This window comes from Collimonas sp., assembly GCF_039923675.1.
Taxonomy (GTDB): domain Bacteria; phylum Pseudomonadota; class Gammaproteobacteria; order Burkholderiales; family Burkholderiaceae_D; genus Collimonas.
Window position 1 is genome coordinate 106,517 of sequence record NZ_JBDTCG010000056.1, and the last position, 25,686, is coordinate 132,202.

Genomic DNA, 25,686 nt, shown 5'->3' on the forward strand with positions numbered 1-25,686 from the left:
CATACACCTGTTCATACGCCTGTTTTCCGCCATTTTCCAGCCAGTCTGCGGGAGGAACTGCCATGACTTTTTCTCAACTTCTGACCATTCTGCGAGCGCGCTACAAGGTCATCCTGACGACCTTGCTGATCGTGATAACGGCTACCGTTGCGGTCAGTCTGGCGCTGCCCAAGACTTACCGGACATCCACTACGCTGCTGCTCAACTACAAGGGCACGGATCCGGTCTCCGGCCATGTCCTGGCGGCGCAGCTGGTATCCGGATACATGGCTACCCAGATGGATATCGTCACCAGCAGGAGCGTGGCCTTGAAAGCGGTCGATACGCTCGGCCTGGTTGACGATCCCGCCTTCAGGCAACGCTTTCAGAAAGCCGCCAATGGCAACGGCTCGATGCGGGACTGGCTGGCCGATTCCCTGTTGAAAATGGTGGAAGTGGCGCCTTCACGGGAAAGCAGCGTGATTGAAATCATCGCCAAAGGCAGCGATCCGGCGTTCACCGCCAAAGTTGCGAACGCCTTTGCTGCCGCCTATCAGCAGCTTAACTTGCAGATCAAGGTAGAACCCCTGCATCAGGCTTCGCAATATTTTTCCGGCGAAGTCAAGACGCTGCGCGCCGGCCTTGAAGAGGCAGAGAACAAACTCTCCAAGTACCAGCAAGATCATGGCATCGTCAGCACCGACAAGAATCTGGATGTCGAGACTGCGCGCCTGAATGACTTGTCGACGCAACTGGTCCAGGCTCAGGGTCAATCGATAGAAGCTTCGTCGCGCGGCAGCCAAGCCATGGGCAACGGCGGCCGTGATTCGCCGGACGTGACATCGAACATGCTGATCCAGAGCCTGAAAGCCTCTTTGGCGACGGCGGAAGCGAAATTCGCGATGCTGTCGCAGAATCTGGACCGCAATCATCCGCAGTACCAGGCAGCCAAGGCCGAAGTCGACAGATTGCGCAGCGAACTGAACAACAGCATCAGTTCGACCAATAACAGCGTGGCCAATAACGGCCGCATCTTGCGCCAGCGCGAAGCAGAAGTGCGCGCTGCGGTGGGCGCGCAAACAGCCAAGGTGCTGCAACTGAACCGGGCGCGCGACGAATTGTCGGTGCTCGGCAAGGATGTGGAGAGCGCGCAGCATGCCTACGACGCCGCCATGCTGCGCCTGTCGCAGACCGAACTCGAAGGCAACGCCAACCAGTCCGATGTCTCGGTGCTCAACCCGGCTGCGACACCGATGCGTCCCGCCAGCCCGAATGTCTTGCTCAATATAGTGTTGTCGATACTGCTAGGCGCGACGCTCGGCCTGGCGCTGGCGATCCTGGCGGAACTGGCCAACCGACGGGTGAGATCCAGCAACGACCTGTTGAAGGTGCTGCAGGCGCCGATGCTGGGAACCATCGCGTGGGGAAAACCCGCGCGCAGATCTGGTTTTTCCAGTCTGTTTTTATCGCAATGACCGTGATGCTCATATGCAAACTGAAAAGGGAGCCGAAATGAACAAGCCGGTAAGTTCCATACTGAGCGCTGCCGCGGCAACGCCGCCGCGCAAGGACGCGCACATAGGCCGCATGCTGGTCGAGCAGGGCAAGCTGACGCTTGAGCAGGTAGAAAAAGTGCGGATGTTGCAGAAACAGGAGGGCTTGCGTTTCGGCGAAGCGGCAAAGCGCCTCGGCCTGGTAAGCGACGCCGATATCCAGCAGGTGCTGTCACGGCAGTTCGACTATCCCTATCTGCAAGACGGCAGCGGCAACTATCCGTCGACGCTGATGGCGGCCTACCAGCCGTTCAGCGCGGAGGTAGAGATGCTACGCTCGATACGCAGCCAGCTGATGTTGCGCTGGTTCACCGCCGGCCGCAAGAAACTGGCGATCGCCGGCGTCAATCCGGGCGACGGCACCAGTTTGCTGGCCGCCAACCTTGCCGTCGTATTTTCGCAACTGGGCGAACAGACGCTGCTGGTCGATGCGAACTTGCGCGCCCCGCGCCAGCACCAGATTTTCAATCTGCCCGCCGAGCGCGGACTGGCCGATGTATTAGCTGGACGCTGCGGCCTGGACATGGTGGCGATGATTGATTCATTCGCCGACCTGTCGCTGCTGCCGGCCGGCTCGCCGGTTCCCAATCCTCAGGAATTGTTCAATCGCGCCAGCTTCGGCGTACTCAATCAAACCTTGTGCGATCGTTTCGACATCGTTTTGTACGATACACCGGCCTTCTTGAGTTCGGCCGATGCCTTGACCGTCGCTGCCCGCGCCGGCGGAGTGTTGCTAGTGGTCCGCAAAGATCATACGCGGGTAGCCGACCTTGCTGATTTTAGCGATCAGCTGCGGCGCAGCGGCACCGAAATCGTCGGCTCGGTGATGGTGAGTTTCTGATGAGCAGCCAGTTTATGCAGCCAGGCCGAATGGCGGGTAGCCAGGACCAGGCCGCAGTGGCGGCGCCGGCTGGCCGGCTGGCATTCTGGATATTGATGAGTGCGCTGGCGTACCAGGCCGTCCTTTGCGCGATTCATACGAACTTGCACAGCATCTCCATGGCGGATGTGGCGCTCGCCGAAGCGGCCATCTATCTGGCCTGCATCATCGTTCTGGCCAGGCATATCCGGCTCGAACTGCTGGCCGTCGCCAGCCTGGCGGTGGCCTATCTGTTACTGCTGGCGATCTTGCGCAACCAGCTGGATCCGAAGGGATTCCGCGATGTGATGATTCCCATCCTGTTCTTTGGCCTGGGGCGGCAGGTCGGCAGCGTGAAATACGCTGACCGTATACTGAAACTGATGGTTGCGGTGGTGTTGGCGTTCGGCTTTTTTGAATTGTTTTTGCTGGACTGGTTTTCTCGCATTTTCAATATTTTTTCCTATTACGTGAACCAGGGCGGCCTGGCTGCAGGCTCCAACTGGGCCAAGGACAGCGTGCTCGGATTGAACGGCATGCGGCCCGAAGGAATCGGCCGCACCATCTTGCCGTCCTTGCTCGGCAACCACCGCATTTCTTCGATTTTCCTGGAGCCTGTTTCGCTCGGAAATTTTGCCGTCATCATCGCCGCCTGGGGTCTGGCCAAGGGTCGCGAAGAGATCAAACAAATGGTTTTCTTCGTGCTGGCTGCCGTCGTCATGATTGCCTTGAGCGATTCGCGCTACGGCATGATCACGGTCGCCGCTCTGGTGCTGCTGCGTTGCCTGCCGCTAGGGAAGCACCATGCATGGACGATGCTATTGCCATTGCTGTGCGTCGCCATGCTGCTCCTGCTGGCGGGATTTTTTGGCGGCCAGTACAGTGACAACGTCCTGGGCCGCCTGTACGTCAGTGGCCGCACCTTGCTGAATCTGGACCTGGGAATGATTTTCGGCCTGGATGGATTCAACCTCGGCTTCGGTGACATGGGCTACCCGTCGCTGCTCACGCGGCTGGGTGCTTTGCTATGTCTGTTTCTATGGGGCGCGCTCTGGCTGATCAAAATGGAAGACGAACGTGGTGAACGCCTGCGCGCCTATATCACCCTGTATATGTCCCTGATTTTGTGTGTCAGCGGTACTTCTCTGTTTGCGTTGAAAACCGCGGGTATCTTGTGGTTCCTGGTCGGCTGCATGGCAAGCCGCCAGAGTGATGAAAAGGAAAATCGACATGCCTATTAAAGTTACGCACATCGTGCGCCAATACGCGCCGTCCATCGGCGGCATGGAAGACGTGGTCCAAAATATCGCCAGGCAGCAGCGCGAGCAACACGGACAGCTTCCCAAGATCGTCACGCTCAACCGCCTGTTCAGGAACTCCGCCGAGTTTCTCGAGCCGGAAGCGCTGATCAACGGCGTCGGCGTGATACGGCTGCCGTTTCACGGTACCAGCAGATATCCCTTGTGTCCGCAGGTGTTGCATCACCTGGAAGACGCCGACGTGATTCATGTACATGGCGTCGATTTCTTTTTCGACTTCCTCGCCGCAACCAAACTCGTGCACAAGCGGCCGCTGGTAGCTTCCACGCATGGCGGATTTTTCCATACCAGGTTTGCATCCCGGCTCAAGAAAATCTATTTCAATAGCGTCACGCGCGCTTCCTGCATCGCTTACGACAAGATCATCGCTACCAGCGACAACGATGGCGATATCTTCAGGAAAATCGTCAAGCCGCCGAAACTGGCTGTGATCGAAAACGGCGTCAATGTCGAAAAATACAGCGATCAGTCGGCAACGGCCTTGACCCGTACGCTGATCTATTTCGGCCGCTGGTCTGTCAACAAGGGGTTGCTGGAAACGCTGGCCTTGTTCAAGCAACTGGCTACCAGCGAACTGGGCTGGAAACTGATCATCGCCGGTCGCGAATACGATCACAGCGCTGCGCAATTGCAGGCCGTGGTGGAACAGCAGCAGTTGACCGGATCGGTGCAAATTGTCGCGAATCCTTCCGATCATGAATTGGCGGTCTTGATCGGCCAATCCAGTTATTTCATCTGCCTGTCCCGTCATGAAGGTTTTGGCATTGCGCCGATTGAGGCAATGAGCGCCGGCTTGACGCCGATATTGAGCGATATCCCGCCGTTTCGCCATCTGGTCGAACAATCCCGTATCGGCTTGTTGCTTACGCCCGGAGGCGTAGACGCCAATGCAACGCAAATATTCAGGCTGCACGAAGGTATGGCGTCCGATTATGCGTACAGGCGGGCGCAAGTGCAGCTGTTTGCCGAACGCTACAACTGGCGGCACATAGCGGACAAGTATGTCGACGTCTACAAAGAGTTGATGAATTGACGGCGCCAACCATGAACCGGACAAGAATCGACGCGATCACCGGCTTGCGCGGCATGGCTGCGCTGCTGGTGGTGTACGGCCATTCGGTGGAATGGTTTTCTCTTCCTTGGAAAAATCATTTTTCCGGAGAAATCGGCGTAATGATTTTCTTCTCGCTCAGCGGCTTTCTCATGGCTTATCTTTATCTGGGCAAGCAGTTCTCGCTCCTGAGCGTCACCGACTATGCGATATCCAGGTTCTCCAGAATTGCGCCGGCCTATCTGTTTATCTTGTTGCTGTCCTTTTTTATCTACACAAAGATCGATCCGCATTTCGTCTACGGCATATCAGACCAGAACATCCTGCGTCATCTCCTGTTCTCGGGCAATGTGTCTGTGTTCTGGAGCATCACGCCGGAAGTCGAGTTCTATTTCCTATTTTTGCTGGCTTGGGCCGCAGCCAGCCGCTACCTGAACCGGCTGGATATCCTCGGTCTGCTGTTCCTGGCGCTGTGCTGCATGATTCTGTTGTCGTACCGGGCTTCTTTTCCAGGCACGTTCATCGGTTCAAAACTGCATTATTTCCTGTTCGGCGCCATCGCCGGAATCATCCGTTCGAAAATCAAGCCCGAGAAGCAAGGCCCGAGATCGCTGACTTTGCTGCATGGCTTGCTGATCGTATCGATGATATTGGTGCTCGGCGGCTGGCTACCGCTGCCGTTTTCCAGCAACAACGATTTATATGACAGCATCCTGACCGCGATTTTTGGCGCCTTGCTGGTGTTCAGCCTGTCATTTTCATCCGCGCTCGGCGCTGTTGTTTTTGAAAATAAATTCATCGTCTTGTGCGGGGAATGCAGTTTCTCCATCTATCTGCTGCATATGCCGGTGGTTTACCTGTTTCATCAATGGCATCCAGAACCGTTGCAACTCGCGCTTCAGCTGATGTTGCTGCTTCCCGTCGCCGGTCTCGTATTGCTGCTTTCCTGGCTTAACCACCAGCTCGTCGAGAAGCCCGGAGCGCGGGTCATCAAATCCATGGGGAGTGCCTTCAAACGGAAAGTCGTTCCGCTACTTGCGCAGACAAGCAATTCACCATCCGTACCCACTGAAAGCGAGATCAGATGATAAAGCCATTACCAATCACAGCGCATGACCGCTCATGGCACTTCTCCGTGACAGGACGGCGCATGGTCGGCCTGGCGCTGGCTGCCATGTGTATTTTTTTCTGCCAGCTGGCAACCGCCGGCTGCCTGGACGGCAACCGTATGGCCGGGGTCAATCTGAGCGGGGCCGAATTCGCGCCAGACAAATTGCCTGGAACGGTCTTTAAGGATTACGTCTATCCCGACCCGGGAGACATGCGCCATTTTCAATCCTTGGGCATGAACACCTTTCGCTTGCCGTTCCTGTGGGAACGGATACAGCCACAGTTATTCGGTCCGCTCGATGAAGCCGAAGTGCAGCGGATAGAAGACACCGTGGCCACTGCGCGCTCGCTGGGGACCTGCGTGGTTCTCGATGTTCACAACTATGGCGAATATCGCGGCAAGCCGATCGGCTCTGCCGAGGTGCCGCGCACGGCATTGCTCGACTTGTGGACCCGGCTGCTGGCGCGCTTCAAAGATCCCGAGAACACCGCTTTCGGCTTGATGAACGAGCCCAGCAAATTGCCAATCGCCGAATGGGCGGTGGTGGCGCAGGAAACCCTGAGCATCTTGCGAAAAAAAGGCTCGCGCCATTTGATCCTGGTTCCCGGCGGTAGCTGGAGCGGCGCCCATTCCTGGTTTGCGAAAGACAACGGGGTATCGAACGCTGACGCGTTCCGCAAGTTTCACGATCCTGCCGACAACTACATGATCGAAGTGCATCAATACGCGGATGCGGATTTTTCCGGCACCAATAACACCTGCGTCGATCCAGCCCGCTTGAGAGCAATCATGGCCGATATCACGGTATGGGCAAATTCAACCAGGCGCCGCCTGTTTCTTGGTGAGTTCGGCGTGCCTGTCAACGAGCAATGCCTGCAAGCGCTGACCGCCATCATGGATGGCATGAAAGGCAACGCCGCCTGGGGTGGCTGGACTTATTGGTCCACCGGCAAATGGCTCGGCAATTATCCGTTCAGCGTGGAACCCGATAGCAACGGCGACAAACCGCAGATGCGCATTCTGAAAACCGGCCAATAGGCAATGCACCCGAAGCACCGAATGATGTACCGCCTATGCACAAGACTGACAAAGGGAACGACATGAAATTTTCATTGGTGCTAGCCACGCTGGGGCGCTCGGAAGAAGTCGCACGGCTTCTGGAGTCGCTGGACGCGCAAGACTATCGGAATTTCGAACTGATCGTGGTCGACCAGAACGACGACGACAGACTGATTCCACTATTGACGCTATATGACAGGAAGTTTCCGGTCCTGCATATACGCTCGACCCAACGCGGAGCGTCGCGTGCGCGCAACGCCGGCCTGGCGCTAGCGACTGGCGACGTGATTGCCTTTCCCGACGATGATTGCTGGTACCCGGCAGGCTTGCTGGAGCAGGTGGTAGCTGTCTTGAGCAAACATCAGGAGCTGGATGGGATTACCGGACGTTTCACTGACGGCAGCGGCCGCACAGAAGGACGCTGGCTGGCTAGCAGCATGCTGTTGGATCGTTATAACGTCTGGCGCGGCGCGATTGAATTCAGCATTTTCCTGCGGCGTCGGGTGGTCGAGGCGGTCGGGCAGTTCGATGAATCGCTGGGTGTCGGCGCCGGCACCGCCTGGGGTGCGGCAGAGGGGACCGATTATCTGCTGCGCTGTTTGCGGCAAGGTTTCAAGCTGAAGTATCTGACCGAAATGATTTTGCATCATCCGGTGAAAACCGCCAATTTCGACGATAGCGCCTGCAGCCGCCAGAAGAAATATGAAGCAGGCATCGGCCGTGTAATGCGGATTAACGATTATCCGTTCTGGTATTTCCCCGGCGCCTGCCTGCGTACCTGTTGCGGCGTCCTGCTGGCCATAGCCAGCGGCAATTTTCCAAAAGCGCGCTTCAAGTACGTCAGCGTACTGGCGCGCGTGCAGGGATGGCGGACATGAGTGTGACAAAGCAGAAAAGTATGAGCGGCAAGCTGGCGTCCGACTCGATCTGGTCGATCGTGGATAACCTCGCGCAGCAGTTGCTGTCGTTTCTGGTCTTTGCCGTGTTGGCGCGCTTTCTTGCGCCGGATGCCTTCGGCTTGCTGACGGTCGCCCATCTTTTCATCTTGTTTACGCGGCTGGTCGTGTTCGATGCTATCGCGATGCCCATCGTGCGCGCCATTACGCCGAACGACAGATTGTATTCCTGGGTCTTCACTTGCTGTTCGATTGCCGGCCTGTTGCTGACCGCGATGATGTTCTTTTCAGCCGGTTTGATTTCTTCCCTGTTTCGCACACCCGATCTGAAAGTCGTGCTGCAAGGGATGAGTGTCTCGATTTTCTTCTTTGGCCTGGTGCGCGCCTACGAAGCCAGGCTGGTGCGCAACATGATGTTCCGGCAGCTTGCGATCCGCTCGATGGCTTCGGTGATGATCGGCGGCGGCATCGGTATCGGGCTAGCCGCCAGCGGCTGGGGCGCGATGTCGCTGGTGGTACAGCAAGTCACAGCCTCCGGCCTGGGCCTGGTGCTGGTGGTGGCGCAAAGCCGGTGGCTGCCGTCGCTGGTCTTCGACCGTGCGCTGAACGGTAAATACTGGAACGATATCCGCCAGGTCGGGATGACCGGCGCGCTGAGCTTTGCCAACACCAATGGCGATTCCCTGCTGGTCGGCATTTTCCTTGGGCCTTACGCCACCGGCTTGTACAACCTGGCCAAGCGCGTTACGTCGGCGGTGTACCTGGTGATTTCCAGTTCCATGCAAAGAGTCGCGTTGCCGGTGTTTTCCGATGCCGGGACCGACCAGGCCGCGTTGCGGCGCGGCTATCTGAAGATCATCGGCATCACCGTGTTCTGTATCGCTCCCTTGCTGTGCTTCCAGGGGGTGCTGGCAGAGCCACTGGTGGTGGCCGTGTTCGGTGTGAAATGGCTGCCTGCGGCGCCGATAGTGGGCGTCCTGGCGCTGCTGTATATGGTGTCGTCAGTCGTTCATCTGAATGACTACATGTTTTTTGCATTGGGAAAGAACCGGCTGCCGGTATTGCTCGGTATTGCGCAGCTACTGTTGGCAACCGCACTAGCCTCCGGTTTTTATCAATTCGGTCTGCTCGGCATGAGCTTGTCGTTTTGCGGCGCCTACCTGGTGGTGTTTCCGATTTCGCAATGGCTTTTGAACCGTGAACTTGGCCTGGATGCACGCATGGTCTGGTACGCGCTGGCGCCGCCGCTGGTGGGGAGCGTCATCCTGTTCCTGGGACTGGCTGCCTATCTTGCGCTGATGCCGCAACGCTTCACCAACGTGACTCTGGTAGGTGGCGGTATTGCGGTCGCCTGCCTGTTGTATCCGCTCATGGTCGCCGTGACGGGTTGGCGTATCCGGGCGGTTAACGCTTCCTGGCACGAGTTGCTGCAATCGGCCATGCGGCTGCGCCGCAGCCGATAGCGCGAACCGGCAATGCACTGGCTGAAATATTCGCATGCCCGCTCAATTGTTGATCTTGTAAATGAAGGAGTTTTCCGTGACTGACAAGAACATTATTCCCATCGCCGGTTTTCCGGTTGTCAAAACCACTACGCCCGTATTGTCCAGATATTTGCTGCGGACGATGTGGGTCAACAAAAAAATGACCTTGTTTTTTGCCAATACTAATTTCATTGTTCAATGTCGTCACTTGTTGGACAAGATGAAAAGCATGTCGGTGACGATCGTCAATGACGGCGTCGGCATGGATATCGCGGCCTATCTGTTTCGTCGCGAAGCATTCAAGGAAAACTTGAACGGCACGGATTTCATTCCGCATTTTCTTGCCGGCGCCAACATCTCTCTGCGTGTGTTCATGCTGGGAGGAAAGCCGGAAATGCTGGACAAGGCTGCCGAGTACGTACGCACCACGTTGAAGCAGGACGTGGTCGGCACCTGCGACGGCTATGGCGGACTGGCGAAGGATCGCGCCATCCTGGTTGATCTGATCAACCGAGCGAGGGCAGAAGTGGTGCTGGTGGCGTTGGGCAATCCGATGCAGGAAGAATGGATTCTTGTCAATCGGCATGCGCTGAATGCCAATGTGGTGATTGGCGTCGGCGCCTTGTTCGATTTCTGGAGCGGCGACAAGCCGCGCGCGCCGCGCCTGGTGCAGCAGTTACACCTTGAATGGCTGTATCGGCTATGCATCGAGCCGCGGCGGCTGGTGCGCCGCTATACCGTCGACATCATGAAATTCCTGTTTTTGTGCCGCAAGTATAGCGGCGAAAATTCGCAGACATGACTTCCGTTTTCACGCATGCAGGAAGAACGGCTGCAAATGGAAACGCAACATATCTTTTACCAACTCGCATGAGGTGACACCAATGAAAGCAATGATTCTAGCTGCTGGAAAAGGTACCCGGGTACGCCCGCTGACCTACGATCTCCCCAAGCCGATGATTCCGATTCTGGGAAAACCCGTAATGGCTTACCTGGTTGAGTACCTTGCCAGTTATGGCGTCAAGGACATCATGGTCAATGTCAGTTATCTGCATCATAAAATCGAAGAGTATTTCGGCGATGGAAAACAGTTCGGGGTACAGATAGGGTATTCCTTCGAAGGCTACGTCAACCAGGACGGTGAAGTGGTGCCGGAGCCCCTGGGCTCGGCCGGCGGCATCAAGAAGATCCAGGAATTTGCGCACTTTTTCGATGACACCACCATCGTGATATGCGGCGACGCCCTGATCGATCTCGATCTTAGCTCCGCGTTGTTCGAACACAAGCGCAAGGGCGCGCTGGCCAGCGTCATTACCAAGGAAGTGCCATGGGATAAGGTGAACAACTATGGTGTGGTCGTCATGGATAAGGATGGCCGGGTGCAGTCGTTCCAGGAAAAGCCGAAGCAAGAGGAAGCCCTGTCCAACTTCGCCAGCACCGGCATTTACATCTTTGAACCGGCGGCGATCGATCTGATTCCTGCCGACACCGTGTTCGACATCGGTTCCGAGCTGTTTCCGCTGATGGCGCAAAATGGCTTGCCGTTCTATGCGCAGCAGCGATTTTTCAACTGGGTGGATATCGGTAGCGTAACCGATTTCTGGAGCGTCTCGCAGAGCGTGTTGCAGGGCGAGGTAGCGCAGCTGGAAATCCCCGGAGAGCAAATCGCCGATGGCTTGTGGGTCGGCCTCAACACCAGCATCGACTGGGAAGGCACTACCATCGAAGGGCCGGTGTATATCGGCTCGGGCTGCCGTATCGAGGCCGGCTGCAAGATTGTCGGTCCGGCATGGATCGGACATGGCAGCCATATCTGTGCCGGCGCCCAAGTGGTGCGCAGCGTGCTGTTTGAATATACCCGGATACTCTCCGGCGCGCAGCTGGACGAAGTGATTGTGTTCAAGGAATACAGCGTAAACCGCGCCGGCGACATGCGCCGCCTGCAGGAGAGCGATGTCCAGGACTGGGGCGATGCGCGTGACCGTGCATTGGAAACTACAAGTGATCTGGCGCTGGGCGAGCTATGAAAATATATCCAGTCATCCTTGCCGGAGGTTCCGGCACACGCTTATGGCCGTTGTCGCGTGAAGCGTTGCCCAAGCAGCTGCTGCCGCTGTGCTCCAGGCATTCCATGCTGCAGGAAACCTTGCTGCGCTTGGCAGAGTGGCCGGAATTGATGCCGCCTCTGCTCACCTGCGGCAACGAACATCGTTTCCTGGTGGCGGAGCAATTGCGTGCAATCGGGATTGCTCCGCTCGGCATCTTGCTGGAGCCGGAAGGCAGGAATACGGCGCCTACGGTTGCGGTGGCGGCGCATTATCTGTTGCAGCATGCGAAAGAGGGCAATGAAGACGTGCTGATGCTGGTGCTGCCGGCCGATCACATGATCAGCGATCCGGAAGCCTTCCATGCCGCCATCCGGCGTGCCGCATTGGTGGCGGAAAAAGGGGCGCTGGCGACATTCGGCATCGTGCCGTCTGCCGCGGAAACCGGCTACGGCTATATCCGTCGGGCCAAGACGGCTTTGCCTGGTGCGGAAGGTTGTTACGCAGTCGAACGGTTCGTTGAAAAGCCGGACAGGGCGACGGCGGAGATCTTTGTCAAGGATGAGGTGTACAGCTGGAATAGCGGCATGTTTTTATTCCAGCCGCAGCGATATCTGGAGGAGTTGCGCGAGTTTCGGCCGCTTATCGCGGAGAGCTGCCAAAAGGCTTTCGACGGCGCCTATCGCGATCTGGATTTTTGCCGCCTGGATGAGGCGTCTTTCGCTGCCTGTCCAGCGGAATCCATCGACTATGCAGTGATGGAACATACCCGGCAAGCGGTGGTGATTCCTGCCGAAATCGGTTGGAACGATATCGGTTCCTGGTCGGCGCTGTGGGAGGTCCAGAAGGGCGATGAAAACGGCAATGTGCTGCGTGGCGACGTGTATACGGACGATGTGCGGGATTCGCTGATTCGCGCTGAAAGCCGCTTTGTGGCGGTGGTCGGGGTCCAGGACGTGGTGGTCGTGGAAACCAAGGATGCCGTGCTGGTGGTGCACAAGGATCAGGTGCAAGGCGTCAAGAAAATCGTCGAAGACCTCAAGAAGAACAGCCGCACCGAACACATGAACCATATCCGCGTTTACCGGCCCTGGGGCAGTTATGAAGGGATTGACATGGGCGAGCGTTTCCAGGTCAAGCGGATTACCGTCGCTCCCGGCGGTAAGCTTTCCTTGCAGATGCACCATCATCGCGCGGAACATTGGGTAGTGGTGAGCGGGACGGCGCGCATTGTCCGTGGCGACGAGGAAAAATTTCTCACCGAGAATGAGTCGACCTATATTCCTATCGGCGTCAAGCACAGGCTGGAAAATCCGGGGAAGTTGCCGCTGCACTTGATAGAAGTGCAGTCCGGCAGTTACCTTGGCGAAGACGACATCGTTCGTTTCGACGATATCTATAAACGTAGTTAACCTGTATCGAGATCAACCATGTTGCCAATTCAAAAATCGATATTCAAAGCCTATGACATTCGCGGCATAGTCGGCGCCACGTTGGATGCCGGCGTGGCGCGCCAGATAGGCCTGGCTTTCGGCCAGGCAGCGCGCGCCAAAGGCCAAAAGGAAGTGATTGTGGGCCGCGACGGCCGTTTGTCCGGGCCGGAACTTACGGCAGCCTTGGCGACCGGCTTGCAAGATGCCGGCGTGGATGTGATCGACCTGGGCGTGGTGGTGACGCCGATGGTGTATTTCGCGACGCACGTACTGGGCGCGGAATCCGGCATCATGGTCACCGGCAGCCATAATCCGCCGGATTACAACGGCTTCAAAATGGTGCTGGCCGGCGAGGCGATTTATGGCGACGCCATTCAGCAGCTATACCAGGCGATTGCCGGCGGCAGCGTGAAAGATACAGTGGCGGCGCCAACCGGCGGCCATCGCCGGCACGATATCAAGCAGGCTTATCTGCAGCGTATTGTCGGCGATATCAAGCTGGCGCGGCCGATGAAGATCGTGGCCGACTGCGGCAACGGCGTCGCCGGCGCATTTGCCGGTGAACTGTATCGCGCGCTCGGTTGCGAGGTGCAGGAACTGTTCTGTGATGTGGATGGCACTTTTCCCAACCATCATCCCGACCCCGCGCATCCGGAAAACCTGCAAGACGTGATCCGCGCCTTGCAGAATTCCGACGCTGAACTGGGGCTGGCCTTCGATGGCGATGGCGACCGCCTTGGCGTGGTGACCAAGGACGGCCAGATCATTTACCCGGACCGTCAACTGATGCTGTTTGCAGCCGACGTGCTGATGCGTCATCCCGGACGTGAAATTTTGTATGACGTCAAATGCACCCGTCATCTGTCGCCTTGGATAACCAAGCACGGCGGCAAGCCCCTGATGTGGAAGACCGGGCACTCGCTGGTCAAGGCCAAGATGCGCGAAACCGGCGCCCCGCTGGGCGGTGAGATGAGCGGGCATGTCTTCTTCAAGGACCGCTGGTACGGCTTCGATGACGGCCTGTACGCAGGCGCGCGCTTGCTGGAATTGCTTAGCCGTGAAAGCGATCCGTCGGCGCTGCTGAATGCATTGCCGCAGTCTGTCAGTACGCCGGAATTGCAGCTTCAGCTGAACGAAGGAGAAAATTTCACGTTGATCGACACACTGCAACGCGAAGCAAAGTTTCCGGGAGCTGACGAAATCATCAAGATTGATGGTCTGCGGGTCGAGTATCCGGGCGGCTTCGGCCTGGCGCGGTCATCCAATACCACGCCGGTGGTGGTGATGCGGTTTGAGGCGGAGTCGGCGCAAACGCTGGCGCACATCCAGGCGGAATTCGGGCGCGTGATCCTGGCCGCAAAGCCTGATGCACTGCTGCCTTTTTCAAACGCCAAATAGATGGGTTCGTCCTTGACGCATCATGGCTTGCAGCGTAGCTCTGCGCTAACGGACCGCTTTGGCCTGATCGACAATGCCAAGGCGATCGGCATCATACTGGTTGTACTTGGACATAGCAGGGGGGTGCCAGACTATCTGTCGCGGGTCATCTTCAGCTTCCACGTCCCCCTGTTCTTTTTTCTTTCCGGGTTTTTGCTCAAGACAAGCAAATTGGAGGCGACCGTTTCCCGTAATGTCATAAAAACATTGCGGGCGCTGGCCATCCCTTACCTGCTTTTTTTCCTGTTCGCATTTGCGTATTGGCTTGTCACGCGTCATGTCGGGACGAAAGCTGTGCTTTTTGCCGGCCAGGCGTGGTATGAACCAGTGACCGGATTATTTACCGGCCTGGAGCCGGATCTGTATGTGGATCCGCCGCTTTGGTTCTTTCCTTGCTTGATCATGACGGCGATCCTGTATCAGGTTTCGCGCAAATTCATGGCGGTACCGGCTTCGACATGGTTGTTTGCGGCTATTGCATTTGCCGTGACGATGACCTGGAAATATGCCGCTTTCAGGCTTCCGCTCGGCATGGACAGCATGTGGATTGCGTTATCGTTCTATACGATCGGGCAGTTCGTCCGCGATAAAAGGCTGTTGGAAAACCTGAGGACGATTCATCTGCTCCTGATTTTTTCTTTGTCGTCGGCGCTATTGTTATACACAGGATCATTCAACGACAAGGTCGATCTGGCGAACATGGTTTTCGGCATGCGGCCGGAGCTCTATCTGCTGACTTCATTGTTGGGAATTGTTGCCACTTTATCCGTCTCGGGGTTGTTGCCGGCATGTGGGGTAGGCCGCTGGTTTTCAGCCAATACACTGATTATTTTTCCGGCGCACTTCGTTTTTCTGAGTCTGGTGCGCGGCATGGCGACATCATTGCATATCATCCCGAAAGACTACAATTACGCCTTGGGCTGGAGCGTCGCCAGTACAGTTCTGGCTATCTTGCTTTGTATCCCCCTGGCATATTGCTACCGGCGTTTGCAGGCATTTATTGATAAACCGGCGATGCCAGGTATTACAGCAGGATAAACGGCGGCAAATCCGGTAACCCCGGATTTGCCGCCATCCTTGCTTACGCCGCAATAGCTTCCGCACGCGGATTGGCGCTTGCCGCATGGCGCGCATACACGGCGCTGGCAAACGCCCGGCCTTGTGACAGCGAACGGAGATCGGTCGTATGGCCGAACAGGTTCGCCAGCGGCACTTCGGCTACGACCTCGACACGGCCGGCGTGATCTTCAATGCCAAGCACGCGGCCGCTGCGTCGTTGCAAATCACCGATCACATCGCCGGCGTTGGCGGCCGGCGCATCGACCGTGACCGTCATCAGCGGTTCCAGCAGCACTGGATGCGCCCGTTTCAGGCCTGCCAGCACGCCGTCCTTGGCCGCGACCATGAACGCCATGTCGTTGCTGTCGACTGCGTGGTAATCACCATCCAGCAAAGTGACCTTGACGCCGGTCACGGCCTGGCCCAGAGGGCCTTGCGCCATTGCTTGCCGTACGCCTTTTTCCACGGCAGGGAAGAAAGCCGAGGGAACGACGCCGCCTTTTACCGCATTTTCAAATGCAAACGCGCCGTCAAACGGTTCCACGCGTAGCACGACGCGCGCATACATGCCTTTGCCGCCGTTCTGTTTCGAGACCTTGCCTTCGACTTCTACCGCCTGGCCATCGATGGTTTCCTTATAGGCCACATGCGGCGCGCCGGCTTTGACGTCGACGCCGGCTTCGCGCCGGACGCGTTCCAGCACCACGTCGAGATGCAATTCACCTTGGCCCCATAGCACCGTTTCACCGGTCTCCGGATTGCTTTCCAGGCGCAGCGACGGATCTTCGCGGCGGAAGCGGTCCAGCGCGGCGATCATCCTGGAACGATCGCCGCCATTGGCTGGTTCAACGGCAAGCGCAACCACCGGCTCGCCGGCCTGAATCGTTTCCAGAGTGAGCGGCAGCGCCTTGGTCGACAGCGTTTGCCCCGTCAGTGCGTCCTTCAGCCCCGCGATGGCAATGATGCTGCCGGCGGACGCTTCTGCGACGCCGACGCGTTGATCGGCGTGCACGACATACAAGCGGCCGATTCGCACAGTCGAGCCTAGTGTCGCATTCCACACCGTATCGCCTTCGCGCATCGTGCCGCCGTAGATCCGTACGAACGACAACGATCCATGGTCGTCATGGACCACCTTGAATACCAAGGCGGCGAGCGGATCCGATGGCGCGGTTCCCACAGTGACGCCGGCGCCTGCCAGCGAACCGGTTGGCGCCGCGCGTTCTTCGGGCGACGGCAGCCAATCAATGATGGCGTCGAGCAGCGGTTCGATGCCGGCGTTTTTATACGCCGAGCCGGCGAACACAGGCACCGCACGACGCGCGATGGTCATGGCGCGCAGTCCGGTTGCAATCTCGGTGACAGACAGGCTATCGTTGTCGAGATAGGCGTTGGTCAAGGCATCGCTGGCGTCGGCAGCCGCAGCTGCGGCATGCGCATAGGCAGCTTGTGCAGTCGCGACCAGATCTGACGGCAATGAGGACGACGTCATCAGGCCGTTCGCGTCCCACGACAGCAATCTCTGGCCGAGCACGTCTATCGCGCCGGCAAACGTGTCTGCGGCGCCAACCGGGATGATCAGCGGCACGGGGAGAGCGCCCAGGCGGTCTCGTATCTGGCCGGTCACGCGGTCGAAATCAGCGCCGACGCGATCCATCTTGTTGACGAACACGATCATCGGCACTGCATGCTTTTGCGCCTGGCGCCAGACGGTTTCGGTCTGCGGCTGGATGCCTTCGACGCCGCTCAATACCGTGATGGCGCCGTCAAGCACGCGCAGCGAACGTTCCACCTCGATGGCGAAATCGATGTGGCCGGGCGTGTCGATCAATGTGAAGGCATGGCCGTTCCAGACGGCGCGCGTGGCCGCTGCGCCGATCGTGATGCCGCGTTCCTTTTCCAGGTCCATATGGTCCATGGTGGCGGCGCCGTCATGGACTTCGCCGGCGCGATGAATCTCGCCGGTCTTCAGCAGGATACGTTCGGAGAGGGTGGTCTTGCCGGCGTCAATGTGGGCGATGATGCCGAAGTTGCGCGATTTGGAATACAGAGTGGTTGTAGCAGTCATGATGGTACTTTCAAGCATGGCAGGCGGTCGTGGATTGTCTTGGGGACAGCGCCGCGGGAGCCATGCGACCACCTATTGTTCGTGGCCCCGCGCGCGTTCTACGTCGACTTGCTTCATGATATATATGCTCCTGAACGATACTTCTGATGGTGTTGCGAAAATGGGGCGCCTGAAAAAGCAAAAAGGCCCGAAGCGGGCCTTTGCGATAGTGCTCGATTATGAATTACGAGCGGATCAACGGGCGCACTTCAGCGGCCCGGAACGTTGTGAGCAACGCGCCGGGAGGGCAGAGGTAAAAAAGAGGATGTCCGTGGATTTCATGCACGGAATGCTAAGGAGTTTGCAGACGCTTGTCAAATGCATGATAACTATCAGGCCGATAGGATTACGCCGGTAACTGGCAAGTATCCGGAAACAAAAAGAGCCGCGGCATCAAGATGCCGCGGCTCTCGTCATTGCCGCAAAAATTACGCGACCTTGTTGGTCGACAGATCCCAGCCGCCGGAGGTGTTGCCGCCGGAGCCGCCGCCGATTTTTTGCTGTGTGTACTTCCATTGAACCTTGGAATATTTCAGGCTGACGGATTCGTTGAGAACATCGCCTTCCGCGACGGATGGCGTCACGTCGGAGATCAGCACGTTCGACAGTGTGATTTCGAAATATTTGATGCGGTCGCCCTTGCCGTCAGCGCGCAGGAATTCGAACTTTGCGCTGTCGATGGTTTTACCGGAAGAGCAGTTTTGCAGCAGCAAAGGCGAGGCCAGATCAGCGATCTTGGTGAGCACGATATCCTTGTGTTCGCAACGCTCGGCAGTGTGGCCGCCGCCGGTCGAGGCTGTAGCCGACTTTGGCTGCAACACTTCCCATTGTACCGATTTGCATTCGATCCAGTCTTTATGCGCGCTGTCCGTCGATTCGCCTTTGATGCCGTTAATCTGCAGGTATACGTCTATTGCCATGGTAATTCTCCCTTACATGTAGGTTAAGACTAAGGTAACGCTGGCCACGCTGCAGCCAGACGGATTGAAACATGATGAAAACAGAAGGTTCTGTCTTACAGAGGCTAGATTGCAACAACTATACAGATACTGAAATGACCATTGAAACTTTGGAATAAGCACATCGGATAAAAGCTACTTAATTCGCCTATGCAACACTGACTCTATAGCAAGTTGGCATGTTCAATTGCAAACGATTGTATCGTCCGGGCAATTAATAAGTTTCCTCAGTGAAATTATTATATCATTCTCAACGAAAGTCAGGCAATTCACGTATCGCCAGCCAGTTGAGTCTGTTGTTTTTGGCACAAATTTACAGGAGAGATGCTTTTATTGCAATCAATTGTTTGTTGTGAAAGTTTGCAGTGCATAGAGAATATGGCTACCTGTCATAAGCTGCTATTGACGAAGCGCTGTAAAGGCCAAGACGATTGCGCCGGCTTGGAGCGCCAGCTTGATTGTTGCCTATTAAGATAAGAGCCGGTGCGTGCTTTTCGGCCATCATTTTTTTCCAAGAAATGCAATCAGGCCGCCCGCAATGACGATGGCCAGACTAATGAAAACTGCCGGACGATTGGTCTTTTCGGCTTGTTTTACATAGCCTTTGTTGACTAGAACAAGAACGACAATAACAACAATAGCGCCTATGGCGATGATTGGCATCAGGCTGTCATTCATCGGGGCTTCCTTCTGCTGATCGTTGGTTCATCCGCATGCCAGGCATGGCGTCGTTCTAAAGCTGAACCAGCTGTTAAAAGAGCCAATTCTGCACTTGGAATGCGGACGCGCAATTAAAAACTGAAAAGGCACTGACACGAAGAGCCGTTGCCGCCGGATAGCAGGGTAGTGACCTGTCCGCCTGGCGTCACCTTGCGCAGCAGGTTGTTGCCGGTGTCGGCAACATACATATTGTTCGCAGCGTCGGTGGCGATACCCTTGGGCTGGTTGAACCTGGCGTTGTTGCCGTTGCCGTCTGCATAGCCGGCATTTCCAGCCGCACCGGCGATGGTGCTGACGATGCCAGACGTGGATGTATTGCGTAGCAGCTGGTTGCCGGTATCTATCACACGGATATTGCCCGAGCTGTCCACCGCGATGCTGTTAGGCTGGTTGAAGCTGGCGCGCGTTCCGCTGCCGTCACTGTTGCCGCTATTGCCGGCGCTGCCGGCCAAGGTGCTGACGTCGCCGGCCGGGGTCAGCTTGCGGATCGTGTTGTTGCCGGTATCGCCGATATACAGATTTGTCGCGCTGTCGATCGCAATGCCAACCGGCAGATTGAATTGCGCGTTGCTACCGTTGGCGTCTCTGCTGCCAACGGTGCCGGCGGCGCCTGCCAGCGTCGTGACGACGCCGGCAGGGGTTATCTTGCGCACCGTATCGTTACCGGTATCGGCGACATACAGATTGCCGGCCAGGTCAAGCACTACCCCCCAAGGCTGATTGAAACGGGCATTCCCTGCAACGCCGTCATTTTGCCCCGATTGTCCGGCGCTTCCCGCCAGGGTCGACACCACGCCGGCGGCGGTGATTTTGCGGATGGTATTGTTTTGCGTATCCGCCACATATAGATTTCCTGAAGCATCGACCGCAATGCCGCCGGGCTGGTTGAACAGCGCGTTCTGCCCATTGCCGTCCTTGTTGCCGACATTGCCTGCGCTTCCCGCCACCGTGGTGGCGACGCCGGCAGAGGTGATTTTGCGGACCGTGTTATTGCCGGTATCGCTCACGAACAGGTTGCCGCCGGCATCGACCGCAATCCCGGTGGGCTGGTTGAAGCGGACATTGTTACCGCTGCCGTCGCTGCTGCCGGCCGTGGTGGTGATGCTGGTGTTGTTGCAGGAGGTGCTTTGATCGGTCCGGCAGCACGCCGCCAGCGTCAAGGCCGACAGGCAAAGGGTGAATCTGGCAGGTAATTGGCTAAGTCGCATTTCAGCTCTGAGGGTCAGGTATCAATCGGATTGACAGAAAATAGGAAGCTTGTAACCAGGAGGCATGTAACTCAAGCCGGTGTTAAATTAACGCTTCCACTTGCTGCTAATCTGTCTGGGTTGCGGTGGCGTTGCTAAGAGCGGCTTTCAAATGGTGCTCATGACAAATCGATATCGCGATATTACCGGATTTCAATGATTTCTCGATATTAAGTCTGGATTATTTATATGCACGCAGCTTGTTTTCACCGTTTTCAAGGAACGACAAATGAAAAAGATACACGCCATCGTATTCGACCTCTACGGCACGCTTTACGACGTTCATTCGGTAGCAGGGCTGTGCAACACCTATCATCCTGGTCGCGGGCTTGAAATCAGTACCGTCTGGCGGCAAAAACAACTTGAATACACTTGGTTGCGCAGTTTGATGGGGCAATACGTGGATTTTGAACAGGCGACGCGCGATGCCCTGGTTTTTACTTCCGCGCATCTGAAATTGCCGCTGGACGATGCCGCGCGTACGGCGCTGTGCGATGCCTACCTGGAAATCAAGCCGTATCCGGAGGTGCCGGACGCGTTGGGTAGGTTGCAGGCACTGCAGTTGCCGCTGGCGATCTTGTCGAATGGTTCCGCCAATTCGATTCGCCGCGTGGTGACGGCGTCCGGGCTGGAACATCGCTTTCAGCATCTGATCAGCGCCGACAGCGCGCAAATCTTCAAGCCGCACCACAGTGTCTACAAGCTGGCCGAAGATCAGTTGCAGTTGGAGCGGTCGGTGATTCTGTTCGTTTCCTCAAATGCATGGGATGCATCCGGAGCGCGGCATTTCGGCTACCCGGTATGCTGGATCAATCGCGCCGGCAACACCTTCGACGAGCTTGGCCAGTCGCCTGACCATGTCGTGGCCGGGCTGGACCAGCTTGCGGATTGGCTGGCCGGGCAGTCTGACTAAGTCTTGCAAACTCTTAACTCAGCAGCCGTTCGCGCTTTTGTTCTTCATCGAAGAACAGGCGCGATGGCTTGATCAGGTCGCTGCGGCTGATGATGCCGATCAGGCGCCGGCTGTGCAGGTCGCTGACCACCGGCAGCCGTTCCAGATAATGCGTCGCCATCCGCGCCGCCGCAATGCGGCAGGTTTCGGAAGGCAGGGCGACCAGGCTGGCCGAGGCTTGCATGTGGGCGGGATTGAACAAGGTTGACAACGGATTGCCGCCATCGGCTTGCGGACCGAAGCTGCTGCGCTCGACCATTCCCATCAAGCCTTGGTTGTCATCGACTACCGGATAGCAGCGATGCACTTGCCGCGCACCGAAATAGCGTGCCAGGGTTTCTGCAATCGTGAGACCGGCCGGTATCGCGGCTACCGCATGGCTCATCACTTCATCGACATGCTGGCGCTCCAGCGGATCAACGCCGTATTCACGATAGATATGGTAGCCGCGGCGGGCGATTTTTTCCGTCATGATCGAGCGTTTCATGGTCAGCACGGTAAAGCCGTAGGCAACGCCGGTGGTCAGCAGCAGCGGCAGCAGGGCATTGGCATCGTGCGTCAGGCCGAAGGCGAATACCGCAGCGGTCAACGGCGCGCCCAGCACGCCGGCCAGCACCGCAGCCATGCAGACCAGCGGCCACAAATGGGCGTCGCCGCCTGGCAGCGCCGGCGCCAGCAAGGTGCCGAGGCCGGCGCCGATGATCAGCAACGGCGCCAGGACGCCGCCGGAAGTGCCGGAGCCCAGCGCGATGACCCAGATTACGGCCTTAACCAGCAACAGGCTCAAGGCCAGCTGCAAGGCCAGGTTGCCGTTGAGCAGGTCGCCGATGACATCGTAGCCGACGCCAAGCGCGCGCGGCTCGACATAACCGCCGATGCCGACGGCGATGCCTCCCAGCGCCGGCCACCACATCCAATGGATCGGCAGTTTGCTGAAGAGGTCTTCAACGCGGTACAAGGCGGTCGACATTAGCGCCGACAAGGCGCCGCCGAGGATGCCTGCGACCACGCAGGAGAACAGGGCGCTGATGCCGATGGCCGAGGTCTGCAATGGAAACAGGGGACCCGCATCCAGCAACAGCGGACGGGTGAAGCCGGCGACGGCGCACGCCACGATCACCGGCAGCAAACTGCGCGGACGCAATTCGAACAACAGCAATTCGACAGCCAGCAGCACCGCTGCTATCGGCGTGCCGAACACCGCAGTCATGCCAGCTGCGGCGCCGCCGACCAGCAAGGTTTTGCGCTCGGCGGCAGTCAGATGGAAATGCTGGGCGATCAGCGAACCGATGGCGCCGCCGGTCATGATGATCGGCCCTTCGGCGCCAAACGGGCCGCCACTGCCGATGACGATGCCGGATGACAGCGGTTTGAGAATGGCGACCTTGGCCGACATCTTGCTCTTGCCGAACAAGATGGCCTCGATCGCTTCAGGAATCCCGTGGCCGCGAATTTTTTCCGAGCCGAAACGCGCGATCAGGCCTACGATCAGGCCGCCCGCGACCGGCAGCAGAATCACCCACAAACCGAGGTGATTGCCGGCCGGCGAACGGGCGGCGAAAGAGAGCGACTGATAGAAGAACAGATTGGTGAACAGCCGGATCAGGTTCAGCAGGGCGTATGCCGCCAGCGTACCGCAGCCGCCGATCACGGCTGCGATCATGGCAATGCGCAGCAGCCGGGTATTGGCCGCGAAATCGCGTTTGTGGGAGTGCAGCTCGGAGGACATAGACATACTCAGGCTTAGATATTGATGGAAGGAATTCTGAAAATACCGGTCAGGGTATTCAGTTCGGCGTGGTGCAGCTTCGCCAGTTTGGCCAGGCAGCGTTCGCCATCCGGCAGCAGGTGGATGTTGACCTGGCGGCGGTCAATCTCGCTGGTCCGGCGTTGCACCAGCATCAGCTTTTCACAACGCGAGACCAGGGCCACCACGCTGTGGTGCTGCGATTGCAGGCGCTCGGCCAGTTCGCCGACGCTGGCCCAGTCGCGGCCGGGTGATCCTTTGACGTGCAGCAACAGCAGATACTGTTGCGGCGTGACGCCTTCGGCCTGCGCCGCTTCTTCGCTGAAGCGCAAAAATTTGCGCAACTGGTAACGAAAGGCGGACAACGCTTCGAAGTCTTGTTTTGATAGTGATGAGCTTGGCATTGGGATCTGACAATGGCTGTTTTGTCGGCGGGATTTAACGAGGATCCAAAATATATCATATTGCGATATATTATTTCAAGGCCTAAGATGACCATGGTTAAGCCTGCTCGTGTATGGCGTATCGAAAGTCGGCACCGATACATCGCGTATTGCCATTTGGAAAATAGATGCAATAATAGGCGATTCCCGACAACTCCCTTTCATGCTGTCATGCCGGAACAGACCATGAGCCGCGATAGCACGCCAACTGAAGATGCTTCGATACTGCGGTTTGACGATCGCAAGGCCTGTGTGGCGTGGCTAAAAAAGAACCATGGCAAGTCGCCAGGCGTATGGCTACGCCTGGCCAAGAAAAATGCGGAGCGCGCCTCTGTGTCCCATCCGGAGGCGCTGGAATCGGCTTTGTGCTACGGCTGGATAGACGGCCAGCGGAAGAGCGACGATGTGGATCACGGGCTACAAAGATTCACGCCCCGCTCGGCGCGCAGTATCTGGTCCAAGATCAACCGGGATAAAGCGCTGGCCCTGATCGCGTCGGGCCAGATGCAAGCGGCCGGGCTCAATGAGGTGGAGCGTGCAAAAAGCGACGGCCGCTGGGAGGCCGCCTATGACTCTGCCCGCACCGCGACGATACCGGACGATTTCCAGCTGGCGCTCGATGCAAACGCTGCCGCGCAGGCATTTTTCGCCTTGCTTGACGCTCAAAACCGCTACGCCGTTCTGTTCAGGATTCAAACCGCGGAAAAGGTCGAAACCCGAGTCAAACGGATTGCGGCCTTCACTCGGATGCTGAGCGAACAGAAGAAACTGCATCCCTGATGGCAAGCAAATCAAGCATTCGCTCAGGCAATGATCACGGTGCCAGTCATGCTTTCGTGCCCCGAACCGCAGAACACATCGCAGTGGAAGGCAAACTGGCCGCTCTTGTCGGGTGTGAAGCGCAAGCGCGAGGTGGCCCCGGGCAGGATATCCGTGCGTAGCGCAAAGTCTGGCAAGCTGAAGCCCATTACGACGTCGAGCGTGGTGAATTCCAGCGTTACCGGTACATTCTTTTTCAAGCGGATTTCGCCCGGCGTGTAGTCGAACTTTTTGGCGACGATCTTGATCACCCGTTCTTGGGGTTGCGATTGCGCGAGCGCCAGCCCGGTGGCGGCGGCAAGGCCGCCGGCCGCGACACCGGCCAGCAGCAGCCGGCGTTTGTGTTGGTGATTCATGGTCAGCCTTTCAGTACCGGTAGTTCAATCAACCTGTAGTTCATCGGCTGCGCCGCCGACGTTTCCACTTTGCGGTAACCGAGACCGCGATAGGGATAGGCCTCGTCCCATGGCAGCGGCGTGCGCTTGGGCTGCGAGCCTGGCGCCGGCAAGGGGAAGATCAGCGATTTCGCCGCATGATGGGCGATATGGCCGGTCATGTGGTGGTGCTCCTGGTGGATATGGCCGTAGAACACAGTCACGTTGGCATGCGTCAGCAGCAGATCGACGGCCTTGGCGCCATCGCGCGTAGCCCAGTCCCATTGCGGATACAGGTCGAATAAAGGCCGGTGCGTGAAGACCACGATGCGGGCCTCCGGCGGCAACTGCCGCAGCTCGTCCGCCAGCCACGCCAGCTGGGTCTCGCCGATACTGCCGGTGGGATCCGAGACGTTGTCGATGACGATGAAATTGACGCCTTTGTGGTTGAATCTGTAGTGGGTTTTACCGAAAAATTCCTGATAAGCCTCTCCATGGTCAAGCGAGGCGTCGTGCTCGCCGGGCATGAAATGCACCGTCTTTACCTTGAGCTCGGCCACGATCTCCTTGAACTCGCGCAGCCGCGTGCGTCGTTCTTGCGGATCGTCGGTGGTATGCGTCAGATCGCCGGTGAAGACGATGAAATCGGGCATCTGTTCCAGGCTGTTGACCGCAGCCACCGCCTTCTTCAGGGTGCCATGGGCATCCGGATTGGGCGCGCCTTCAAAGCCCCAGTGGCTATCGGACAGCTGGATGAAAAAGAAGTCTTCGCTCTGCATTCCTGACTGGTCGGCAGCGCTGGCCCAGCCGCTCAGGCCGGAAACGTAGATGGCGCCGCCCAGTCCTGCCAGCCTGAGAAAGCTGCGGCGACTGATGGCATTGACGCCGGTGTAGGTAGGTTTCATGATTCCTCCGTGGTCCGTGTTGATGGCGATCACTTGATCGACAAAACCCTATACCGGTGTACCCTGTCATTTATTCCCGTTTTTATTTCTATTTTCGGGAATATATTCTTCATGTTGACGGTCTTGTG

At 57.5% G+C, this 25,686-nt stretch carries 23 protein-coding genes; 15 read left to right on the forward strand and 8 right to left on the reverse strand.

Annotated features, from left to right (window positions below; all coding sequences use genetic code 11):
- Window positions 1–62 precede the first annotated feature (62 nt).
- The 13 genes from epsF (at window position 63) to ABI171_RS11900 (ending at window position 15,264) form a co-directional block, all read left to right on the forward strand.
- Entirely contained in the window at window positions 63–1,454 is a 1,392-nt protein-coding gene (gene epsF / locus ABI171_RS11840) for a chain length determinant protein EpsF (RefSeq protein WP_348092757.1), read from the forward strand.
- A gap of 37 nt (window positions 1,455–1,491) precedes the next feature.
- Window positions 1,492–2,373 (forward strand): chain length determinant protein tyrosine kinase EpsG, encoded by an 882-nt coding sequence (gene epsG, locus ABI171_RS11845; RefSeq protein ID WP_348092758.1) that lies wholly within the window; start codon window positions 1,492–1,494, stop codon window positions 2,371–2,373.
- Window positions 2,374–2,387: 14 nt separating this feature from the next.
- Complete coding sequence (locus ABI171_RS11850) at window positions 2,388–3,632, forward strand: polysaccharide polymerase (protein ID WP_348092759.1); 1,245 nt, start codon at window positions 2,388–2,390, stop codon at window positions 3,630–3,632.
- The gene (locus ABI171_RS11855; RefSeq protein ID WP_348092760.1) at window positions 3,622–4,743 is read left to right on the forward strand and encodes a glycosyltransferase family 4 protein; all 1,122 of its coding nucleotides are present in this window, start codon (window positions 3,622–3,624) and stop codon (window positions 4,741–4,743) included. Before ABI171_RS11850 ends, ABI171_RS11855 begins: the two co-directional genes overlap by 11 nt.
- An 11-nt stretch (window positions 4,744–4,754) precedes the next feature.
- Window positions 4,755–5,849, forward strand: coding sequence for an acyltransferase (locus ABI171_RS11860; protein ID WP_348092761.1), 1,095 nt, complete (start codon window positions 4,755–4,757; stop codon window positions 5,847–5,849).
- Complete coding sequence (locus tag ABI171_RS11865) at window positions 5,846–6,910, forward strand: glycoside hydrolase family 5 protein (protein ID WP_348092762.1); 1,065 nt, start codon at window positions 5,846–5,848, stop codon at window positions 6,908–6,910. The genes ABI171_RS11860 and ABI171_RS11865 overlap by 4 nt, the downstream gene beginning before the upstream one ends.
- 62 nt (window positions 6,911–6,972) lie before the next feature.
- Entirely contained in the window at window positions 6,973–7,809 is an 837-nt protein-coding gene (locus tag ABI171_RS11870) for a glycosyltransferase family A protein (RefSeq protein WP_348092763.1), read from the forward strand.
- 2 nt (window positions 7,810–7,811) lie between these two features.
- Window positions 7,812–9,290, forward strand: a complete 1,479-nt coding sequence (locus ABI171_RS11875; protein WP_348092764.1) for a lipopolysaccharide biosynthesis protein — start codon at window positions 7,812–7,814, stop codon at window positions 9,288–9,290.
- A 76-nt stretch (window positions 9,291–9,366) separates the two neighbouring features.
- Complete coding sequence (locus ABI171_RS11880; protein WP_348092765.1) at window positions 9,367–10,113, forward strand: WecB/TagA/CpsF family glycosyltransferase; 747 nt, start codon at window positions 9,367–9,369, stop codon at window positions 10,111–10,113.
- Window positions 10,114–10,204: 91 nt separating this feature from the next.
- The gene (locus ABI171_RS11885; RefSeq protein WP_348092967.1) at window positions 10,205–11,338 is read left to right on the forward strand and encodes an NDP-sugar synthase; all 1,134 of its coding nucleotides are present in this window, start codon (window positions 10,205–10,207) and stop codon (window positions 11,336–11,338) included.
- Window positions 11,335–12,768: a mannose-1-phosphate guanylyltransferase/mannose-6-phosphate isomerase gene (locus ABI171_RS11890; RefSeq protein WP_348092766.1), complete on the forward strand. Its 1,434-nt coding sequence runs from the start codon at window positions 11,335–11,337 to the stop codon at window positions 12,766–12,768. The genes ABI171_RS11885 and ABI171_RS11890 overlap by 4 nt, the downstream gene beginning before the upstream one ends.
- 18 nt (window positions 12,769–12,786) lie before the next feature.
- Window positions 12,787–14,187 (forward strand): phosphomannomutase/phosphoglucomutase, encoded by a 1,401-nt coding sequence (locus ABI171_RS11895; RefSeq protein WP_348092767.1) that lies wholly within the window; start codon window positions 12,787–12,789, stop codon window positions 14,185–14,187.
- 12 nt (window positions 14,188–14,199) lie between these two features.
- Window positions 14,200–15,264 carry an acyltransferase family protein gene (locus ABI171_RS11900; protein WP_348092768.1) on the forward strand — a complete coding sequence of 355 codons (1,065 nt, stop codon included), beginning with the start codon at window positions 14,200–14,202 and terminating at the stop codon, window positions 15,262–15,264.
- A gap of 43 nt (window positions 15,265–15,307) precedes the next feature.
- Here the strand turns inward: ABI171_RS11900 and fusA are convergent, their stop codons facing one another.
- The 4 genes from fusA to ABI171_RS11920 form a co-directional block, all read right to left on the reverse strand.
- Window positions 15,308–17,353 carry an elongation factor G gene (fusA, locus tag ABI171_RS11905; protein ID WP_348092769.1) on the reverse strand — a complete coding sequence of 682 codons (2,046 nt, stop codon included), beginning with the start codon at window positions 17,351–17,353 and terminating at the stop codon, window positions 15,308–15,310.
- A gap of 467 nt (window positions 17,354–17,820) precedes the next feature.
- On the reverse strand, window positions 17,821–18,312 hold the full coding sequence (locus tag ABI171_RS11910) for a type VI secretion system tube protein Hcp (RefSeq protein WP_348092770.1): 492 nt from the start codon (window positions 18,310–18,312) through the stop codon (window positions 17,821–17,823).
- Window positions 18,313–18,852: 540 nt separating this feature from the next.
- Window positions 18,853–19,029: a hypothetical protein gene (locus ABI171_RS11915; RefSeq protein ID WP_348092771.1), complete on the reverse strand. Its 177-nt coding sequence runs from the start codon at window positions 19,027–19,029 to the stop codon at window positions 18,853–18,855.
- Between the two features lie 113 nt (window positions 19,030–19,142).
- Complete coding sequence (locus ABI171_RS11920) at window positions 19,143–20,279, reverse strand: NHL repeat-containing protein (RefSeq protein ID WP_348092772.1); 1,137 nt, start codon at window positions 20,277–20,279, stop codon at window positions 19,143–19,145.
- 268 nt (window positions 20,280–20,547) lie between these two features.
- On the opposite strand from ABI171_RS11920, the gene ABI171_RS11925 reads away from it, so the two are divergent.
- Window positions 20,548–21,231 carry a haloacid dehalogenase type II gene (locus tag ABI171_RS11925; protein WP_348092773.1) on the forward strand — a complete coding sequence of 228 codons (684 nt, stop codon included), beginning with the start codon at window positions 20,548–20,550 and terminating at the stop codon, window positions 21,229–21,231.
- Window positions 21,232–21,244: 13 nt separating this feature from the next.
- Here ABI171_RS11925 and ABI171_RS11930 read toward each other — a convergent pair whose 3' ends face one another.
- On the reverse strand, window positions 21,245–22,999 hold the full coding sequence (locus ABI171_RS11930) for a chloride channel protein (protein ID WP_348092774.1): 1,755 nt from the start codon (window positions 22,997–22,999) through the stop codon (window positions 21,245–21,247).
- Window positions 23,000–23,013: 14 nt separating this feature from the next.
- Complete coding sequence (locus ABI171_RS11935; protein WP_348092775.1) at window positions 23,014–23,421, reverse strand: MarR family transcriptional regulator; 408 nt, start codon at window positions 23,419–23,421, stop codon at window positions 23,014–23,016.
- 225 nt (window positions 23,422–23,646) lie between these two features.
- On the opposite strand from ABI171_RS11935, the gene ABI171_RS11940 reads away from it, so the two are divergent.
- Window positions 23,647–24,240, forward strand: coding sequence for a YdeI/OmpD-associated family protein (locus ABI171_RS11940; RefSeq protein ID WP_348092776.1), 594 nt, complete (start codon window positions 23,647–23,649; stop codon window positions 24,238–24,240).
- 23 nt (window positions 24,241–24,263) lie between these two features.
- On the opposite strand, the gene ABI171_RS11945 is transcribed toward ABI171_RS11940, so the two are convergent.
- Together ABI171_RS11945 and ABI171_RS11950 are read right to left on the reverse strand one after the other, a co-directional pair.
- Window positions 24,264–24,635: a cupredoxin domain-containing protein gene (locus ABI171_RS11945; protein ID WP_348092777.1), complete on the reverse strand. Its 372-nt coding sequence runs from the start codon at window positions 24,633–24,635 to the stop codon at window positions 24,264–24,266.
- A 2-nt stretch (window positions 24,636–24,637) separates the two neighbouring features.
- Window positions 24,638–25,558 (reverse strand): metallophosphoesterase, encoded by a 921-nt coding sequence (locus ABI171_RS11950; protein ID WP_348092778.1) that lies wholly within the window; start codon window positions 25,556–25,558, stop codon window positions 24,638–24,640.
- Window positions 25,559–25,686 lie beyond the last annotated feature (128 nt).